1 protein-coding gene is annotated in these 939 nt (G+C 54.6%); it reads left to right on the forward strand.

The features are described from left to right. Positions 1–37 precede the first annotated feature (37 nt). Positions 38–939 (forward strand): hypothetical protein (locus B2W52_RS17290; protein ID WP_286803797.1); only part of this gene is annotated, 902 nt, incomplete at its 3' end.

The raw sequence follows: 939 nt of genomic DNA on the forward strand, positions 1-939 counted from the left end.
TAGCCGGTTTTTCCAGTAGTAAGAAAGGATCTCTGATTTGGAATATTCTCTGCCCGCTTCCCTGGTCTTCCACCGGTTCCGAAAACTGGTTCTTTGCCTGATGCCATTGGCTTTCTGCCTTGCGGCAGGACCACTCTCAGCCACAACGTCATCGACCACTGCGTCGCAGGCAGCCGTGCGCGGTTACGTACTCTGGTACCGGAATTACGACAGCCCTGCCATCCGGGCCCTGGTGGAGCTTGCTCTGAAGAAGACGCCAGAGTACGGGGAATTTCAGATCATCAGAAGTGAAGAGTTGAGCCAGGGCCGCGTACTGAGGGAACTGACAGACGGCCAATCACGATTAGTTGACATCGCTAATGTTGCTACCTCCGCAGAACGGGAGAAATCCCTGACCGCCATACCGTTTCCGGTCGATGGTGGGTTGCTCGGTTTTCGGGTTTGCGTGGTCATGCCGGAATCCTTGCCCCGGTTTGCGGGAATCAAGACTCTGGATGACTTGAGAGACAGTCAGATTCGGATTGGCCAGGGCGCCCACTGGCCAGACACACCGGTGCTTGAAGCCAACGGTATTCCGGTGGTTACTCACTCCCGATACGAAATACTGTTCGGAATGTTGCGTAATGAACGCTTCGAGTGTTTTGCCAGGGGCGTAAGCGAAGTGCTTTACGACCTGGAATTGGAGCAGGATCCTAATCTCCTAATTGAGCCTGATCTGTTGATCGCCTACCCGATGCCGTCCTATCTCTTTGTCGGTCCCGAAGACCAGGAAACCGCCCATCGCCTTCAGCTGGGAATTGAGCGCGCCATCCACGATGGCAGCTTCAATGATTTCCTCAGGCACTACTACGCCCGCGCTGTGAAAGAGCTTGATCTCGACGAGCGTACGGTCATTACTCTCGAAAACCCGTACCTGAGCGAAGAATCCCGTTACGTTGG

This window comes from Marinobacter sp. UBA2498 (assembly GCF_002341575.1).
Taxonomy (GTDB): Bacteria; Pseudomonadota; Gammaproteobacteria; order Pseudomonadales; family Oleiphilaceae; genus Marinobacter; species Marinobacter manganoxydans.